Here is a 14,379-nt window from a genome sequence, read left to right as displayed (position 1 = left end):
TGCGAGCATCGTGCCACTCGAAGTGGCCGCTATGGGAGCGAGTGCCCGGAATCGGCCCCGGATGGGGGGATCGAGTGCCGCCGATGCCCCGGCCCGGCCGCCCCGGGGGCGCACGGCATGATGGCCGTATGCGAGCTGTGGTGCAGAGGGTCGACGGTGCGAGCGTGGTCGTCGAGGGCGAGGACGGCCCCGAGACGGTGGGCGAGATCAGCGGTGAGGGCCTGTGCGTCCTGGTGGGCGTCACGCACGACGACACCAAGGAGAAGGCCGCGCGGATGGCCGCGAAGCTGTGGTCGCTGCGGATGCTCACCGATGAGCGGTCGTGCAGCGACGTCGACGCGCCGCTGCTGGTCGTCAGCCAGTTCACGCTCTACGGGGACGCCCGCAAGGGCCGCCGCCCCACCTGGAACGCGGCGGCCCCCGGCGACGTCGCCGAGCCCCTGGTCGACGAGGTCGTCGCCCAGCTCCGCTCGCTGGGCGCGACGGTGGCCACCGGCCGCTTCGGGGCGCGGATGCGGGTGGGCCTGACGAACGACGGCCCGTTCACGGTCCTGCTGGAGATGTGACCGCCGGCCGGGGAACCGCCCGCGGCCCGGCCTACGGCTCGACCACGACCTCCTGCGCGGCGGCCGTGTCCCCCGCGATCAGCTCCGCGTCCACCGGGACGTTGCGCTTGACCAGGGCGAGGGCGATCGGCCCCAGCTCGTGGTGGCGTACGGAGGTCGTCACGAAGCCCAGCTTGCGGCCCTCGGCGCCCTCGCTCGCGAGGTGCAGGGGCGTCCCCGCGGGCGGCAGGTGCACGTCGCTGCCGTCCAGGTGCAGGAAGACCAGGCGGCGCGGCGGCTTCCCCAGGTTGTGGACGCGGGCGACGGTCTCCTGGCCACGGTAGCAGCCCTTCTGCAGGTGGACCGCGGTGCCGATCCAGCCCAGCTCGTGCGGGATCGTGCGGTGGTCGGTCTCGAAGCCGAGGCGCGGCCTGTGGGCCTCCACTCGCAGCGCCTCGTACGCGAGGAGACCGGCCGCCGGGCCGTGCCCCTCCGCGAACGTCTCCAGGTCCGCGCGCGGCAGGAACAGATCGCGCCCGTGCGGCGTCTCGCGGACGACGACGCCCTCGGGGACGGCGGCGATCGAGCCCGCGGGCAGGTGGACGACCGCGTGGTCGTCCGTCCTGTCGGCGACTTCCACGCGGTAGAAGAACTTCATGCTCTCCAGGTACGCGAGGAGGGCGTCCTGGGTGCCGGGCTCGACGTGCGCCCAGATGGTCTCGCCGTCGTCGACGAGGTACAGGGCGTGCTCGATGTGGCCGTTGGCGGAGAGGATCAGCGCTTCGGTGGCCCGGCCCGCCGGCAGCTCGCTGACGTGCTGGGTGAGCAGCAGGTGCAGCCAGCTCAGCCGGTCGGAGCCGGTGACGGTGACCACACCGCGGTGCGAGAGGTCGACGAAACCGGTGCCGTCGGCGAGGGCGCGCTGCTCGCGGAACAGGTCGCCGTAGTGGGCGGCGACGCCTTCGTCCACGCCCTCGGCGGGGACGGCGCCGGGCAGGGACAAGAGGGGGCTCTTCATGTTCACAAAGACTACGACCCACGGGCCGCGGCTTTTATTTCTGGCGGCGCCCCGCTATTTCTGACGGCGCCCCGCTATTTCCGGCGGCACTCCGCGCACTGCCCGAAGATCGCGAAGTGCTTCAGGTCGGTGTCGAAGCCGAAGGTCTCGCGCAGCTTGGCGGTGAACTCCGAGGCGACCTCCGTGTCCGCCTCGATGACGCCCGTGCAGTCCCGGCACACCAGGTGGATGTGGTGGTGGCGGTCCGCCAGGTGGTACGTCGGGGCGCCGTGCCCCAGGTGGGCGTGGGAGACCAGCTTGAGCTCCTCCAGGAGCTCAAGGGTGCGGTAGACCGTGGAGATGTTGACTCCCGACGCCGTCTTGCGGACCTCGCAGAGGATGTCGTCGGGAGTCGCGTGCTCAAGGGTGTCGACGGCTTCGAGGACGAGCTGGCGCTGCGGCGTCAGCCGGTAGCCGCGCCGCCGCAGGTCGCTCTTCCAGTCGGAATCGGTGCTCGCCACGCCCTCGATTCTAGGTCCACTCGGGTCTACTTGAAGAAGGCGATGCCGTCGTCGGGCAGATCTCCGAGGTTGCGCGCCATGTCGGCGACCTCCTCCGGCGTGACGACCTTCTTGAGCTGGGCCGACATGTACGGCCGCAGCGGCACCTCGGGGGTCTGCTTCTCGCCGACCCACATCAGGTCGCCCTTCACGTAGCCGTAGAGCCGCTTGCCGCCGGTGTAGGGGCCGGAGGCTGCGGTGCGCGCGACGGCGTCCGTGGCCAGGTCGATCTGCGGCTTCTTGTCGGCCAGCTCGCCGTACCAGACCTCGACGACGCCGTCGTCGCGGACCATCACGACCTCGACCTTGCGGTCCTTGTCGATCCGCCAGAAGCCGGACTCGGACTCCAGCGGCTTGACCTTGTTGCCCTCGGAGTCGAGCACCCAGGTGTACGAGCGGTACTCGATGAAGTCGCGCCCGTCGTGCGTGAAGGAGACCTCCTGGCCGAAGTTCGCCTTCTCGGCGCCGGGGAAGTCGGTGACGCCCGCGCCCGCCCAGTTGCCGAGGAGGAAGGCGAGGGGGACGAGGTCGGGGTTCAGGTCGGACGGAATCTCGATCATGGGAAGCTCAGGCGATCTGTTCGATGTCGGGCGACGGGGTGGAGGTCAGCGCTGGCCCTGGTACAGCTTCTTCACGGTGAGCCCGGCGAAGGCGAGAACGCCGACGCAGACAAGAACCAGCAGGGCGGAGAAGAAGGCCTCAAGCACGGGGTGCTCCTCGGTGAGCGGTCGGGGCAGGTATCAGAGCCGGTCCCACTGTAGTCGGGCGGCGCCCGTGTCTCTTGGCGAGGGGCCTTACGATGCGGCCATGGCGAAGAAGCTCGTGATCAAGGTGACCGCCGGGACCGACGCCCCCGAGCGCTGCTCGCAGGCCTTCACGGTGGCGGCCGTGGCCGTGGCCAGCGGGGTGGAGGTCTCGCTCTGGCTGACCGGCGAGTCGTCGTGGTTCGCGCTGCCGGGCCGCGCGGCGGAATTCGAGCTTCCGCAGGCCGCCCCGCTGCCCGACCTCATCGACTCGATCCTCGCGGCGGGCCGCGTCACGCTGTGCACGCAGTGCGCCGCCCGGCGCGACATCACGGAGAAGGACGTCCTCGCGGGCGTGCGGATCGCGGGCGCGCAGGTGTTCGTGCAGGAGGCCATGACGGACGGGGTCCAGGCGCTCGTCTACTGAGCCCGCACGGCCGGCCGACACGGTCGTACGCTGGTTGCATGTACGCGCGAAGGCGCCATGTGTACTTCGCCATGATGGGGACGTGCGTCACCCTGTTCGTCCTGGCGTGGGGCGTGGTGCGGCTGTGGTCGATGCCCGTCGCCGTCGGGATGTGCGTCGTGGCGATGGTGATCCCCCCGCTGGCCGCCATGGCGGCGAACCGCCGCGGCCCCGACGACCGCTGGTGGGACGCTCCCTCGGGGGACGCGAAATCCGACGAGTGGTGGGACGAGCTGGACGGCGGGCGGCCACGGTAGCCGGAGGGCCGCACCCCGATCCAGTGGCGTCCAACCCCCTGGGGCGCGGCCCTCCGGCCGATCACTGCGCGGCGCGGATCAGACCGCGATCGCGACCTCCGCGAGACCGCCCGTCCGGGCGACGACCGTACGGTCCGCCGTGCCGCCGGGGATCAGCGCCCGGACGGTCCACGTGCCCTCGGCGGCGTAGAAGCGGAACTGCCCGGTGGCCGAGGTGGGCACCTCGGCGGTGAACTCGCCGGTCGAGTCGAGCAGGCGCACGTAACCGGTGACGGGCTCGCCGTCGCGGGTCACCTGGCCCTGGATCGTGGTCTCGCCCGGCTTGATCGTCGAAGCGTCGGGGCCGCCGGCCTTTGCTCCACACATGTCGTACTCCTGGGGATGAGGGGGAGGTCGGGAGGGCTTACTTGTTGGCGCCGAGCTCGATCGGCACGCCGACGAGCGAGCCGTACTCGGTCCAGGAGCCGTCGTAGTTCTTGACGTTGGTCTGGCCGAGCAGCTCGTGCAGGACGAACCAGGTCAGGGCCGAACGCTCACCGATGCGGCAGTACGCGATGGTGTCCTTGGCGAGGTCCACCTGCTCGGCCTCGTAGAGGGCCTTGAGCTCCTCGTCGGACTTGAAGGTGCCGTCGTCGTTGGCGTTCTTCGACCACGGGATGTTGCGGGCGCTCGGCACGTGGCCGGGGCGCTGCGACTGCTCCTGCGGGAGGTGCGCCGGGGCGAGCAGCTTGCCGCTGAACTCGTCGGGCGAGCGCACGTCGACGAGGTTCTGCGAGCCGATGGCCGCCACGACGTCGTCGCGGAAGGCGCGGATCGAGGTGTCCTGCGGCTTCGCCCTGTACTCGGTGGCGGGGCGGTTCGGGACCTCGGAGCCGTCGACCAGGTCGCGGGAGTCGAGCTCCCACTTCTTGCGGCCGCCGTCGAGGAGCCGCACGTCCTGGTGGCCGTAGAGCTTGAAGTACCAGAAGGCGTACGAGGCGAACCAGTTGTTGTTGCCGCCGTAGAGGACGACGGTGGAGTCGTTGGCGATGCCCTTCGCCGACAGGAGCTTCTCGAAGCCCTCCTGGTCGATGAAGTCACGGCGGACCGGGTCCTGGAGGTCCTTGGTCCAGTCGATCCGGATCGCGTTCTTGATGTGGTTCTTGTCGTACGCGGAGGTGTCCTCGTCGACCTCGACGATGACGACCTTCGGGTCCTCGATGTGGGCCTCGACCCAGTCGGCGTCTACCAGGACGTCGCTGCGGCTCATGCTTTTCTCCTCCGGGGCAGTTGCGGCGGTGCGGCGTTGCGAGAAGGCGTGCGGGTACGGCTCGGGAGCGCGGGGAGGCGCGGCGTACGTGCACGGGGGCGGCCCGGCCGACGTCGTCGGCGGGCCCGGGGAAGCGGGAGTCGGAGCGCCCGCTAGAAGGGGCGACAGAGCATGGCGGCGACGCGGCACAGGTCTACTGCCCGCCGCTTCGTGAGGTCCGCCTGTCGCTTCATGGTGCCGATCGTAGGGACGCGGGGCGGGATGTGTCACCGGTGCTCCGCATATTGAGACGCGATCGTCCACGATATGAGAATGGTTGAAGCCCGGAGCCCCCCGGCGGCCCGCCGTTCCCGGCCCCGGAGCCCTCGCATCCGCTCGCCGGACGCGTCCGTCTCGCGAGTCGGACGAACGGGTCACGCGAAGGGGCCGGGCCCGCGGGTCCCGGCCCCCGGAGGCGGTGGTTCAGCCCGTCAGGCTGACGTTCTCGCCCGTCACCGACATGTCCACGCCGTCGGCCGCCGCCTCGACCTTCTCCAGCTTGATGCCGGCGGGCAGGTCGTCGATCTTCTGCTCGAAGTCGGTGACGTCGCGCGCCGTGTCCTCGGGGAGCGGGATGGAGATGCCGAGCACCTCGATCTTCTTCGGGATCTCGTCCGCGTGGACCTTGATGCGGTCGCCCTCGACGCGGACCGAGCTGAGCACGTACACGGGCTTCGGGAGCTTCGTGCCGCCCTTGCTGACCTCGACCTCCAGCTTGATCTTGCCGTTGCCGCCGTCGGAGAGCCCGACGACCTCGCCCTTGGCGCCGAGCGGCAGGTCCACCGGCTCGGACTTGCCCGCCTTCAGCAGCTCGTCGTACGTGACGTGGGCCGTGCCCGACGCGGTCGCGGCGGTCGCCGAGCTGTAGTCGCCGGAGAACTTCACGCCCTTCATGTGGGCGTTCAGGTCGGCGATGCGGATCGAGTCGGAGCCGGACCTCGCGTCGTAGTCCTTGATGCCGACCTCGACGTCGTCCAGCTCGCCGCCCACGACCTGGGTCAGGAAGGGGAAGCCCTTGATGGAGACGTCGGGCGCCTCGCTGAGCCCCTCGTTCGAGCGCAGCTTCTCGGCCGCCTCGTCCTCGGCGAAGTTCACGGCGAGCCGGTCGGCCGCCACGAAGAGGCCTCCCAGGATAACCACGACGATCAGGAGTGTGCGTATCGCGCGCTTGCTCATGTCCGGAGTTCCCCCACGTTGTCCCCCGCCTCGACTGTCGATGCCGCGAGCCTAAAGGACGGGTCCCCGGCGGCCTGGCCCGGCCGGGGACCTGTCGAACAGCTGTGACGATCGCGTACGGGGTGCGGGCAGGCGCCCGCGGGTCAGCCGAAGGCGCGGCCGAAGAGGTACACCGCGGGGGCGGCCGCCGCGAGCGGCAGCGCGACGCCCGCCGTCATGTGCACGAACCTGGACGGGTAGTCGTAGCTCGCCACGCGGTGCCCGACCAGCGCGCAGACACCCGCGCCGAGGGCGAGCAGCGCTCCCTCGCCGCCGAGGTCCGTCATGCCGCCGGTGGCGATCCCGCTGCCGGCGGCCGCGAGCAGCGCGACGACGACGGAGGCGGGCGTGGGCAGCGGGAGCGCGCGGGCCAGGACCGCCACGGCGACCGCCACGCCGCCGACGGTCACGGCGTCGGGGACGGCCGCGAGGTGTCCGCCCGCGATGATCGCGAGCGCCGCGGAGACGACGGTGGCCATGAGCCCGTACATGCGCTCGTCGGCGCCGGCCCGGCTGCGCAGCTGGAGCACGAGCACCAGCAGCACCCAGACGCCGAGGGTGCCGAGGATGGCGGCGGGCCCGTGCCCCTCGCCGACGGTGAGCAGCACGGCGTCGGCGACGACACCGCCGAGGAAGGCGAGCGCGATGCCCTGCCTGGCGGGCCACATGCCGTTCAGCCGGAACCAGCCCGCGGCCGTCACGGCCTGGAGGAGCACCAGCGGCACGAACAGCGCGTACGGCCCGACGGCGGCGCCGCCCGCGAGCAGCAGCCCGAGCAGCGCGGTCAGGGCCGCGGGCTGCATCCCCGGCTCTATGACGGGCGAGCGCCCCTCGGCGCGGGCGCGCTGGGCGTCGGTGACGCGGGTGTTGCCCGTGGTGGTGGGGGGACCGTAGGAGGGGCCGTCGCCGGCGGGGGCCGGGGCGGGCCCGGCGGACGGCTGGGATGCCTGGGCCTGCGGCTGCGGCTGCGGCTGCGGCTGGGACATCTGGGCCTGTGGCTGCGGCTGGGACTGGGGGGTCTGCGCGGGCAGGTACGCGGTCTCCGTCATGTCGACGGCGGGGACGGGCGGCTGCACCTGCGTCTCCCAGGTCTGGCCCTCCCACTGCTGGGTGTACTGGTCCTGCGCGTACTGCTGGGGCTGCGCGTACTGCTGCGGCTGCTGGTACTGCTGCGGCTCGGGCTGCTGCGGCTGCTGGTACTGGTGCTGCTGCGGCTGGTACTGCTGCTGCTCCGGGTACGCGGCGTACTGCTGCTGGTGCTGCTGGTACTGCTGCGGCTGCTGTTGCTGCGGGTACGGCTGGGCGTACTGCTGCTGCGGGTACGGGTACTGCTGGCCCGCGTGCTGCTGGCCCGCGTGCTGCTGGCCCGCGTACTGCTGCTGCCCCGCGTACTGCTGCCCGGGATGCGCCTGCTGCCCGGTGTGCGGCGCCGCGTACCCCTGCCCCTCGTAGCCCTGCTGGTGGCCCTGCTGCTGGTGGTGCTGCTGCCGGCCCTGGTGGCCCTCACGGCTCATATGGCTCTCATGGCCCTCGTAGCCCTCATGGCCGTCATGGCCCTCGTACGGCTGACTGGACATGGTGCTCATCCTCCTGCGAACGGCGGGAGCACCTCGACCGTGCCGCCCTCGGCCAGCCGTACGGTCTCATGCCCGCGAGTGCCTACGGGGTCGCCGTCGACGAGGAAGGAGCAGCGCTTGAGGACCCGGACCAGCTCACCGGGGTGCCGCTCGCGGGCGCCGTCCAGCGCTTCGGCCAGCGTCGCCGCGGCGTAGGGCTCCTCGGCGACGCCCGCGGCCGCCTTGGCAGCGGCCCAGTAACGAATGGTGCCGTTCACCATGCGACTCCCCTTTCAGTCGGCGGTTGCCGACGTCCATGATGCCGTGGCCCACGCGGCGATCCGTCCGGCCAGCTCGTCCGAGACCGCGTGCTCCGCGTGCCCCATGCCCTCCTCCAGCCAGAGCTCGGCCCCCTCCCGCGCCGCGGCGGCCAGCATCCGCGGGTGGTCGACGGGAAAGTACGGGTCCCGGGTGCCGTGCACGACGAGCAGCGGCGCCGGCGCGATGAGGGGGACGGACTCGACCGGGGAGAGCGGCACGGGGTCCCACTCGTGGGGGTGAATTCTCGTGCGCAGTCCGAGGCGGCCGACGACCCGCCCCGCGGGCCGCGTGACGATCCAGTGCAGCCGCCGCATCGGTGCGGTCCCCCGGTAGAACCAGCGCGCCGGGGCGCTGACCGCGACCACCGCGTCGGCCCGCGCTTCCGTGCGCCCCTTGTGCGACGCACCGTGCCGGAGCACGACGGAACCGCCCATCGAGAACCCGACGGTCACCACGTGTGCATGCCCCAGCGAACGCGCCCACTCCACGGCCGCCGCCACGTCCAGCACCTCGCGGTCGCCCACCGTGGAGTGCCCGCCGGAGGCCCCGTGGCCCCGGAAGGAGAAGGTGACCACGGCCGCACGCCGGGCGAGGACCGCGGCGATCCGGCGTACGTGCGGCCGGTCCACGGCCCCGCTGAAACCGTGCGCGAGAACGATCGCCGTGCCCCCGGGCTCCCCCCGACCCGGCTCGTACACGGCCTCGATGGCGACCCCGTCCTGTGTACGGAGCGTGACGCGCTGCCGAACGGGACACCGCGCGCGCGTGAGCGGCCGCACAGAAGATCGCGCCGCTTGACCTGCCGGACCTGAACTCATGTGGGCTATTCTGCTGGGCAGAGGATCCGGGCAGTGCAGCCCCCGGGTCCTTTTGTGCTTTCAGACGCAGCACACAGCAGCACACGTACGAAGCAGTGCCGAAACGCCCCCGGCTCCGACGAGCGGGGGCACCCCCTCCGCAGGGACCGAGGAGGAACCATGGGCGGGCGAAACGTGCACGACCGCAGGACAGACCGAGGCCACCGGACCGGGGGCGCCACGCGATGAGTTCTCTGCTGCTCCTCACCAACGCCCTCCAGCCCTCGGCGGAGGTGCTCCCCGCCCTCGGCCTGCTCCTGCACAACGTGCGTGTCGCCCCGGCGGAGGGCCCCGCCCTCGTCGACACCCCGGGCGCCGACGTCATCCTCGTCGACGGCCGCCGCGACCTGCCGCAGGTGCGCAGCCTCTGCCAGCTCCTGCGCTCCACCGGGCCCGGCTGCCCGCTGCTCCTGGTCGTGACGGAGGGCGGTCTCGCCGCCGTCACCGCCGAGTGGGGCGTGGACGACGTACTGCTCGACACGGCGGGTCCCGCCGAGGTGGAGGCGCGGCTGCGGCTCGCGATGGGCCGCCGGCAGATCACCGCCGACGAGCTGCCCACGGAGATCCGCAACGGCGACCTCTCGGTGGACGAGGCGACGTACAGCGCGAAGCTGAAGGGCCGGGTCCTGGACCTGACCTTCAAGGAGTTCGAGCTGATCAAGTACCTGGCGCAGCACCCCGGCCGGGTCTTCACGCGCGCCCAGCTGCTCCAGGAGGTCTGGGGCTACGACTACTTCGGCGGCACCCGCACGGTCGACGTCCACGTGCGGCGGCTGCGCGCGAAGCTCGGCGTCGAGCACGAGTCGCTGATCGGCACCGTCCGCAATGTCGGGTATCGCTTCGTCACCCCGGAGAAGGTCGAACGGGCGGCCGACGAGGAGAAGGCGAAGTCCGCCACACCCCGGGCCGAGAGTGGGGCGAAGCGAGCGAGGCCGGCCGGGAAGTCCGCGTAGGAACTCCCGTAAGGCGGCGGGGTCCATCCGCGTAGACTGCGCGCGTGGCCAAGGTGACGCGGGACGATGTGGCGCGACTGGCGGGTACTTCGACCGCTGTCGTCAGTTATGTCATCAATAACGGACCCCGGCCGGTCGCCCCGGCCACGCGCGAGCGTGTTCTCGCCGCGATCAAGGAGCTGGGCTACCGCCCGGACCGGGTCGCGCAGGCCATGGCCTCCCGGCGCACGGACCTCATAGGCATGATCGTGCCGGACGCGCGCCAGCCGTTCTTCGCGGAGATGACGCACGCCGTCGAACAGGCGGCGTCCGAGCGCGGAAAGATGGTCCTCGTCGGCAACTCCGACTACGTGGAGGAGCGCGAGACCCACTACCTCCGCGCCTTCCTCGGCATGCGGGTCTCCGGCCTCATCCTCGTCAGCCACGGCCTGACCGACCAGGCCGCCGCCGAGATCGACGCGTGGGACGCGCGCGTGGTGCTCCTGCACGAGCGGCCCGAGGCCATCGACGACGTCGCGGTCGTCACGGACGACCTCGGCGGCGCGCAGCTCGCCACCCGGCACCTGCTCGAACACGGTCACGCGTACGTCGCCTGTGTCGGCGGCACGGCCGACACCCCGACCGTCGGCGACCCGGTCTCCGACCACGTCGAGGGCTGGCGGCGCGCGATGCGGGAGGCCGGCAGGTCGGTGGAGGGGCGGCTCTTCGAGGCCCCGTACAACCGCTACGACGCCTACCAGGTCGGCCTGGAGCTGCTGGCGCGGCCCGACCGGCCCACCGCCATCTTCTGCTCCACGGACGACCAGGCCATCGGCATCCTGCGGGCCGCGCGCGAGCTGCGCATCGACGTGCCGGGCGAGCTGGCCGTCACCGGCTTCGACGACGTGAAGGAGGCGGGCCTCACGGACCCGCCCCTGACGACGGTCGCCTCCGACCGCCCGGCGATGGCCCGCGCCGCGGTGGACCTGGTCCTCGACGACGGCCTGCGGGTCGCGGGCTCGCGCAGGGAACGCCTGAAGCTGTTCCCGTCACGCCTGGTGGTACGCCAGTCGTGCGGATGCGAGTAGCGCGGTGGACCGCGGGGTCACGGTAGGCACCCCGGGCCCACCTTTATAAGGGGCATACGCACTTCTGCCGGGCTTCTCAGGACGTACTCAGACAGCTCTCATCTGCGCGGGCCAGTCTCGATGACATGACCGAGACCTTCCGCCCGAGCGGCGAGTACCCCCAGCAGCAGCCGTCCGCGCCTGTGCACCACGGCGGTACAGAGGGCGCGTACCGGCACGGCACGTATCCGCCCCCGCCGAGCTTCGCGCCGGAGGCGGTCCCGACGGCACCGCACCCCCCGAGGCGCCGCCGCGCCAGGGGCCCGGCGGCCCTGCTCGCGGCCGTGGCCATCGCGGCGGCCGCGGTCGGCGGCGGCACGGCGTACGCGGTGCAGACGCTCACCAACCAGGGCACCGGCTCCTCGGCGACCAGCACGGACGTCGTGCCGACCAGCCAGAAGGGCACGGTCTCCGGTGTCGCGCAGGCGGTCAGCCCCAGCATCGTCGAGATCAGCGCCACCTCCGGGCAGGGCAAGTCGACCGGGTCCGGCGTCATCACCAAGAGCGACGGCGAGATCATCACGAACAACCACGTGATCTCCGGCGCCTCCTCGATCACGGTGCGGACGAACGACGGCAAGACGTACGACGCCGAGGTCGTCGGCACCGACAGCAAGAAGGACCTCGCGCTCATCCAGCTGAAGGACGCCTCGGGCCTCAAGCCCGCGACGCTCGGCGACTCCGACAACGTCAAGGTCGGCGACGAGGTCGTCGCGATCGGCTCCCCCGAGGGCCTGACCGGCACCGTCACCAGCGGCATCGTCTCCGCGCTCGACCGGGACGTCACCGTGTCGACGGGCGAGGGGCAGCAGCAGCCCCAGCAGGAGCAGGGCGGCTGGCCGTTCGAGTTCGGCGGGCAGGAGTTCAACGGCGACACGGGGTCGTCGAAGACCACGTACAAGGCGCTGCAGACCGACGCCTCGCTCAACCCGGGCAACTCCGGCGGCGCCCTCATCGACATGAACGGCAACATCATCGGCATCAACTCCGCGATGTACTCCCCCGCTTCCTCGCAGGCGGGCGCCGACTCGGGCTCCGGCAGCGTCGGCCTCGGCTTCGCCATCCCCGTCAACACGGTCAAGGACGACCTCGCCAAGCTGCGGTCGGGATCGCAGTCGTGACCTCCGGGGTGGCGGCCTCCGCCGCCCCGGACGTACGGGCCGCCGCACGCCGCGTCGCGGGCGCCCGCGTGCGAGGCTGATACCTGCCGCCCCGCCCCGACCACTACCTCCGAGGACCTGTCACGATGAGCCCCGCCGATGGTGACCGCGAGCAGCAGCGCATCCTGATCGTGGACGACGAACCCGCCGTGCGGGAGGCGCTCCAGCGCAGCCTCGCCTTCGAGGGGTACGGCACCGAGGTCGCCGTGGACGGCGCCGACGCGCTCGACAAGGCCGCCGCGTACCGCCCCGACCTCGTGGTCCTCGACATCCAGATGCCGCGCATGGACGGCCTCACGGCCGCGCGGAGGCTCCGCTCCACCGGTTCGACCACGCCGATCCTCATGCTGACCGCCCGCGACACCGTGGGCGACCGTGTCACCGGACTCGACGCGGGGGCCGACGACTACCTGGTCAAGCCGTTCGAGCTGGACGAGCTGTTCGCCCGCATCAGGGCCCTGCTGCGCCGCAGTTCGTACGCGACCGCCGCCGGCCGGGCCGAGGAGGGCGACACCCTGGCCTTCGCCGACCTGCGCATGGACCTGGCGACGCGCGAGGTCACGCGGGGCGGCCGTACGGTCGAGCTGACCCGTACGGAGTTCACCCTCTTGGAGATGTTCCTCGCCCACCCCCGCCAGGTCCTCACCCGCGAGCAGATCCTCAAGGCCGTCTGGGGCTTCGACTTCGAGCCGTCCTCCAACTCCCTGGACGTGTACGTGATGTACCTGCGCCGCAAGACGGAGGCGGCCGGTGAGCCGCGCCTCGTGCACACGGTGCGGGGCGTGGGGTACGTACTGCGGGGCGGCGAGTGAGCGGCCTCGTCCGGCGGTTCCGCGGGCTGCCGTTGCGCTCGCGGCTCGCGCTGCTCGTCGCCACGGCCGTGGCGGTCGCGGTGGCCCTGGCGGCGGCGGTGTGCTGGTTCGTGGTGCGGGACGCGCTGATCGACTCGCTGGACGACTCGCTGAAGGAGAGGCCCGCCGACGAGAGCTGGGTCCGCGCCATGGTCGACGATCACGGTCAGTGCCGCCGCACGATCGTCAAGCAGAACGAGGACGCGCCGAATCTGCTGGAGCAGACGGTGCAGGTGGTCGACCAGACCGGTGGCAGCTGCGTCGTCTTCGGCGAACAGAGCATCGGGCTCGAACCGGTGGACACCGAGATCGCCCGCCGTGAGTCGCCCGCGTCCCTCCACAACGCGACCGCCGCCGACGGCACCGAGTACCGCGTGCTCACCTACCCGCTGGACGGCACCGCGTACGCCGTCTCCACGGCCCGCCCCCTCAGCGAGGTGCACGACACCCTCGACAACCTCACCCTGCTGCTCTCGGTGGTGGGCGGTGCCGGCATCGTCGGGGCGGGCGCGGCCGGCCTCTGGGTGGCCCGTACCGGCCTGCGCCCCGTGGACCGGCTCACCGAGGCCGTGGAGCACGTGGCCCGCACGGAGGACCTCGGCCTGCGCATCCCCGTGGAGGGCGACGACGAGATCGCCCGGCTCTCCGCGTCCTTCAACTCCATGACCGCGTCGCTGGCCACCTCCCGCGACCTCCAGCAGCAGCTCATCGCCGACGCGGGCCACGAGCTGCGCACGCCGCTGACCTCCTTGCGCACGAACATCGAGCTGCTGGCCCGCAGCGACGAGACGGGCCGGGCCATCCCGCCCGACGACCGCAGGGCCCTGCTCGCCTCGGTGAAGGCGCAGATGACGGAGCTGGCCGCGCTCATCGGCGACCTCCAGGAGCTGTCCCGCCCCGACGCGAACCAGGCGAGCGGGAAGGTGCAGGTCATCGCCCTGCACGACATCGTGGAGGCGGCCCTTGAGCGGGCCCGGCTGCGCGGCCCCGAGCTGACCTTCGAGGCGGACCTCGCGCCCTGGTACGTCCGCGGGGAACCCGCGGCCCTTGAGCGCGCCGTGGTCAACCTCTTCGACAACGCGGTGAAGTTCGGCCCCGCGGGCTCCGCGATCGAAGTCGCCCTGCGGGGCGGCGAGCTGACGGTGCGCGACCACGGCCCCGGCATCCCCGCCGAGGAGCTGCCCCACGTCTTCGACCGCTTCTGGCGCTCGCCGTCGGCCCGGAGCCTGCCGGGTTCGGGGCTCGGCCTGTCCATCGTGGCCCGCACGGTGCGGCAGTCCGGCGGCGAGGTGGCGCTCGGCCCGGCCGACGGCGGCGGCACGGTGGCGACGGTGCGGCTGCCGGGGGCGGCGACCCCGCCCCCGAGCGACCTCCCCTGACATCTCCGCAAACCAACGAGACGTTGCGTCTTGTCAAACCGCGCCCCAGTCGCTACTCTCGACACATCGCCACGCGAGACGCATCGTCTCGTTCGGCGCGCGTGTCCCCCGTAGCCGACGAAAGG

The 14,379-nt window shown here is 71.9% G+C and carries 18 protein-coding genes; 8 read left to right on the top strand and 10 right to left on the bottom strand.

The window, feature by feature from the left end:
* Positions 1-128: 128 nt before the first annotated feature.
* A complete protein-coding gene (gene dtd, locus AB0I16_RS03400) occupies positions 129-566 on the top strand; it encodes a D-aminoacyl-tRNA deacylase (RefSeq protein WP_363247625.1) in 438 nt (145 codons plus the stop codon).
* Between the two features lie 31 nt (positions 567-597).
* Here dtd and AB0I16_RS03395 read toward each other — a convergent pair whose 3' ends face one another.
* From AB0I16_RS03395 to AB0I16_RS03385, 3 genes are all read right to left on the bottom strand, one after another.
* Positions 598-1,563, bottom strand: coding sequence for a folate-binding protein (locus AB0I16_RS03395; RefSeq protein WP_363247624.1), 966 nt, complete (start codon positions 1,561-1,563; stop codon positions 598-600).
* A 74-nt stretch (positions 1,564-1,637) separates the two neighbouring features.
* Positions 1,638-2,063: a transcriptional repressor gene (locus tag AB0I16_RS03390; protein WP_363247623.1), complete on the bottom strand. Its 426-nt coding sequence runs from the start codon at positions 2,061-2,063 to the stop codon at positions 1,638-1,640.
* A 26-nt stretch (positions 2,064-2,089) separates the two neighbouring features.
* Complete coding sequence (locus tag AB0I16_RS03385) at positions 2,090-2,662, bottom strand: FABP family protein (RefSeq protein ID WP_363247622.1); 573 nt, start codon at positions 2,660-2,662, stop codon at positions 2,090-2,092.
* 247 nt (positions 2,663-2,909) lie between these two features.
* Between AB0I16_RS03385 and AB0I16_RS03380 the strand changes: the two genes are divergently transcribed.
* Both AB0I16_RS03380 and AB0I16_RS03375 read left to right on the top strand, forming a co-directional pair.
* Positions 2,910-3,272 (top strand): DsrE family protein, encoded by a 363-nt coding sequence (locus AB0I16_RS03380; protein ID WP_363247621.1) that lies wholly within the window; start codon positions 2,910-2,912, stop codon positions 3,270-3,272.
* A 38-nt stretch (positions 3,273-3,310) separates the two neighbouring features.
* Positions 3,311-3,568, top strand: a complete 258-nt coding sequence (locus AB0I16_RS03375) for a DUF3099 domain-containing protein (RefSeq protein ID WP_363247620.1) — start codon at positions 3,311-3,313, stop codon at positions 3,566-3,568.
* A 78-nt stretch (positions 3,569-3,646) separates the two neighbouring features.
* Here the strand turns inward: AB0I16_RS03375 and AB0I16_RS03370 are convergent, their stop codons facing one another.
* From AB0I16_RS03370 to AB0I16_RS03340, 7 genes are all read right to left on the bottom strand, one after another.
* Positions 3,647-3,934 (bottom strand): DUF1416 domain-containing protein, encoded by a 288-nt coding sequence (locus AB0I16_RS03370; protein WP_062773190.1) that lies wholly within the window; start codon positions 3,932-3,934, stop codon positions 3,647-3,649.
* A 37-nt stretch (positions 3,935-3,971) separates the two neighbouring features.
* The gene (locus AB0I16_RS03365) at positions 3,972-4,817 is read right to left on the bottom strand and encodes a sulfurtransferase (RefSeq protein WP_363247619.1); all 846 of its coding nucleotides are present in this window, start codon (positions 4,815-4,817) and stop codon (positions 3,972-3,974) included.
* A gap of 152 nt (positions 4,818-4,969) precedes the next feature.
* The gene (locus AB0I16_RS03360) at positions 4,970-5,050 is read right to left on the bottom strand and encodes an Ms5788A family Cys-rich leader peptide (protein WP_350751515.1); all 81 of its coding nucleotides are present in this window, start codon (positions 5,048-5,050) and stop codon (positions 4,970-4,972) included.
* Positions 5,051-5,279: 229 nt separating this feature from the next.
* Positions 5,280-6,032 (bottom strand): DUF2993 domain-containing protein, encoded by a 753-nt coding sequence (locus AB0I16_RS03355; protein WP_363247618.1) that lies wholly within the window; start codon positions 6,030-6,032, stop codon positions 5,280-5,282.
* 143 nt (positions 6,033-6,175) lie between these two features.
* Positions 6,176-7,648 (bottom strand): hypothetical protein, encoded by a 1,473-nt coding sequence (locus tag AB0I16_RS03350; protein WP_363247617.1) that lies wholly within the window; start codon positions 7,646-7,648, stop codon positions 6,176-6,178.
* Between the two features lie 5 nt (positions 7,649-7,653).
* Complete coding sequence (locus AB0I16_RS03345) at positions 7,654-7,908, bottom strand: MoaD/ThiS family protein (protein ID WP_363247616.1); 255 nt, start codon at positions 7,906-7,908, stop codon at positions 7,654-7,656.
* Between the two features lie 12 nt (positions 7,909-7,920).
* Positions 7,921-8,766 carry an alpha/beta fold hydrolase gene (locus AB0I16_RS03340; RefSeq protein WP_363247615.1) on the bottom strand — a complete coding sequence of 282 codons (846 nt, stop codon included), beginning with the start codon at positions 8,764-8,766 and terminating at the stop codon, positions 7,921-7,923.
* A 224-nt stretch (positions 8,767-8,990) separates the two neighbouring features.
* On the opposite strand from AB0I16_RS03340, the gene AB0I16_RS03335 reads away from it, so the two are divergent.
* From AB0I16_RS03335 to AB0I16_RS03315, 5 genes are all read left to right on the top strand, one after another.
* Positions 8,991-9,758, top strand: coding sequence for a response regulator transcription factor (locus AB0I16_RS03335; protein WP_363247614.1), 768 nt, complete (start codon positions 8,991-8,993; stop codon positions 9,756-9,758).
* Between the two features lie 44 nt (positions 9,759-9,802).
* Complete coding sequence (locus AB0I16_RS03330; RefSeq protein ID WP_363247613.1) at positions 9,803-10,825, top strand: LacI family DNA-binding transcriptional regulator; 1,023 nt, start codon at positions 9,803-9,805, stop codon at positions 10,823-10,825.
* Between the two features lie 125 nt (positions 10,826-10,950).
* Complete coding sequence (locus tag AB0I16_RS03325) at positions 10,951-11,985, top strand: trypsin-like peptidase domain-containing protein (protein WP_363247612.1); 1,035 nt, start codon at positions 10,951-10,953, stop codon at positions 11,983-11,985.
* A 125-nt stretch (positions 11,986-12,110) separates the two neighbouring features.
* Positions 12,111-12,836 carry a response regulator transcription factor gene (locus tag AB0I16_RS03320; protein WP_363247611.1) on the top strand — a complete coding sequence of 242 codons (726 nt, stop codon included), beginning with the start codon at positions 12,111-12,113 and terminating at the stop codon, positions 12,834-12,836.
* Positions 12,833-14,254 carry a HAMP domain-containing sensor histidine kinase gene (locus AB0I16_RS03315; protein WP_363247610.1) on the top strand — a complete coding sequence of 474 codons (1,422 nt, stop codon included), beginning with the start codon at positions 12,833-12,835 and terminating at the stop codon, positions 14,252-14,254. The genes AB0I16_RS03320 and AB0I16_RS03315 overlap by 4 nt, the downstream gene beginning before the upstream one ends.
* Positions 14,255-14,379 lie beyond the last annotated feature (125 nt).

Source organism: Streptomyces sp. NPDC050703 (genome assembly GCF_040654435.1).
Classification (GTDB): domain Bacteria; phylum Actinomycetota; class Actinomycetes; order Streptomycetales; family Streptomycetaceae; genus Streptomyces.
This window is presented reverse-complemented; position numbering and strand designations above follow the sequence as displayed.

What these genes read in the sequence shown, in the direction of transcription:
- dtd (WP_363247625.1), top strand. Translation starts at nt 129, where the DNA reads ATGCGAGCTGTGGTGCAGAGGGTCGACGGTGCGAGCGTGGTCGTCGAG.
- AB0I16_RS03395 (WP_363247624.1), bottom strand. Translation starts at nt 1,563, where the DNA reads ATGAAGAGCCCCCTCTTGTCCCTGCCCGGCGCCGTCCCCGCCGAGGGC.
- AB0I16_RS03385 (WP_363247622.1), bottom strand. Translation starts at nt 2,662, where the DNA reads ATGATCGAGATTCCGTCCGACCTGAACCCCGACCTCGTCCCCCTCGCC.
- AB0I16_RS03380 (WP_363247621.1), top strand. Translation starts at nt 2,910, where the DNA reads ATGGCGAAGAAGCTCGTGATCAAGGTGACCGCCGGGACCGACGCCCCC.
- AB0I16_RS03375 (WP_363247620.1), top strand. Translation starts at nt 3,311, where the DNA reads ATGTACGCGCGAAGGCGCCATGTGTACTTCGCCATGATGGGGACGTGC.
- AB0I16_RS03370 (WP_062773190.1), bottom strand. Translation starts at nt 3,934, where the DNA reads ATGTGTGGAGCAAAGGCCGGCGGCCCCGACGCTTCGACGATCAAGCCG.
- AB0I16_RS03365 (WP_363247619.1), bottom strand. Translation starts at nt 4,817, where the DNA reads ATGAGCCGCAGCGACGTCCTGGTAGACGCCGACTGGGTCGAGGCCCAC.
- AB0I16_RS03360 (WP_350751515.1), bottom strand. Translation starts at nt 5,050, where the DNA reads ATGAAGCGACAGGCGGACCTCACGAAGCGGCGGGCAGTAGACCTGTGC.
- AB0I16_RS03355 (WP_363247618.1), bottom strand. Translation starts at nt 6,032, where the DNA reads ATGAGCAAGCGCGCGATACGCACACTCCTGATCGTCGTGGTTATCCTG.
- AB0I16_RS03350 (WP_363247617.1), bottom strand. Translation starts at nt 7,648, where the DNA reads ATGTCCAGTCAGCCGTACGAGGGCCATGACGGCCATGAGGGCTACGAG.
- AB0I16_RS03345 (WP_363247616.1), bottom strand. Translation starts at nt 7,908, where the DNA reads ATGGTGAACGGCACCATTCGTTACTGGGCCGCTGCCAAGGCGGCCGCG.
- AB0I16_RS03340 (WP_363247615.1), bottom strand. Translation starts at nt 8,766, where the DNA reads ATGAGTTCAGGTCCGGCAGGTCAAGCGGCGCGATCTTCTGTGCGGCCG.
- AB0I16_RS03335 (WP_363247614.1), top strand. Translation starts at nt 8,991, where the DNA reads ATGAGTTCTCTGCTGCTCCTCACCAACGCCCTCCAGCCCTCGGCGGAG.
- AB0I16_RS03325 (WP_363247612.1), top strand. Translation starts at nt 10,951, where the DNA reads ATGACCGAGACCTTCCGCCCGAGCGGCGAGTACCCCCAGCAGCAGCCG.
- AB0I16_RS03320 (WP_363247611.1), top strand. Translation starts at nt 12,111, where the DNA reads ATGAGCCCCGCCGATGGTGACCGCGAGCAGCAGCGCATCCTGATCGTG.